Source organism: Aestuarium sp., assembly GCF_023253315.1.
In the GTDB taxonomy this organism is placed as follows: Bacteria; Pseudomonadota; Alphaproteobacteria; order Rhodobacterales; family Rhodobacteraceae; genus Marivivens; species Marivivens donghaensis.
In genome coordinates this window covers 1-1,286 of record NZ_JALRGW010000080.1, presented here as the reverse complement: position 1 = coordinate 1,286, position 1,286 = coordinate 1, and the positions used below count along the sequence as shown (strand labels likewise).

Annotated in this window: 1 protein-coding gene; it reads left to right on the top strand. The window is 45.3% G+C overall.

Annotation, left to right across the window (positions count from 1 at the left end; all coding sequences use genetic code 11):
• A partial coding sequence (locus tag AC1QQ2_RS14235; RefSeq protein WP_479713629.1) for a primase-helicase family protein occupies window positions 1–912 on the top strand: 912 nt, incomplete at its 5' end.
• Between the last annotated feature and the right edge of the window lie 374 nt (window positions 913–1,286).

Sequence of the window (1,286 nt, the reverse complement as noted above, 5' to 3'; positions counted from 1 at the left end):
TGGATGGCATTCAACGTGCAAAACCCAGGGCAAAAGCTGCTATGGGCACCAATCATCAAAGGCATCCAAGGTGATGGTAAGTCAACGCTGGCACGTATGCTTGGTGCAGCAATGGGACATAGCAACGTCAGACAGATTGGACCTGAAAGCCTACAGTCTGATTTTAACGGATGGGCAGAAGGGTCATGCGTTGGCGTGCTGGAAGAAATTAGGGTCAAAGGCCACAATCGTCATGATGCCATGAATAAGCTGAAACCACTCATCACAAACGAAATCATCGAAGTGGTTCGCAAGGGCCAAGACGGACGCAACATCCCAAACACAACTAACTATATGGCACTCACAAACCATGAGGATGCACTCGTGCTAGACGCAGACGACAGACGCTGGGGCGTGTTCTTCACCAAGTTTAAAGACCGCTCACAGATGGTGGCTGAGACTGGAAAGGATTACTGGGCAAGGCTTAATGATGCCATCAACAATAATGGTTCTGAAATCAGAGGGTGGTTGATGAGCATAGACCTGTCAGACTTTGACCGAACAGACGCACCCGCAATGACAGAGGCCAAGAAAGCTATGATTGCATCGTCACGATCCGATGATGAAGTCATGATCGAAGAACTCATCGAGTTGGGCGGATATGGCGTCACTAAGATGGTGGTCAGCACAAGCGACCTCACCGAATTGGCACGGCGTGCAGGTTTAACACTTAAGACCAACAGGATGTCAAAGGTCATGGAAATGCTTGGCTACTCAAAGCTGGATAAAGTCTTCAAGTGGCACGGCAAGGCTCGCAGGATTTACTTGCATGAGAATGTTTCAGAACTCGCGCGGGACACAGATGCGGCACGGGCTGACATTCGTTCGATGCTGGATGTGACGCTCCCAATAGACGATTTTGACAGCGTTTGACGAGGTTACGAATAGTAACCCAAAATGAAACCCATTACAAAAGTGTGATGGGTTTTGTTATCGGTAAAGTTTAATTTTGTTGTGATTATCTATAAATAGTTGAACAGCTTGTAACTGTAACCCTACTTTGTAACCTGCTTGTAACCCTGTTTTTCTCTTTATTTTCTTATACTTATTTCTTTTTAGGTTACAAGTTACAGAAAAATAATAAATAGAAGAATAAATAGTAGTAAGAGGATAAAGAGGCTCGAAGGTGGCTATAGTATGGGGATAGAAAAAAGCTGTAACCTGTAACCACGGCATTCTGGAGATGAAGATGGCTAAGAAGAAATATCAACGGCAGAAGAAGTCAGATCGGCTACTGAACTCAAACC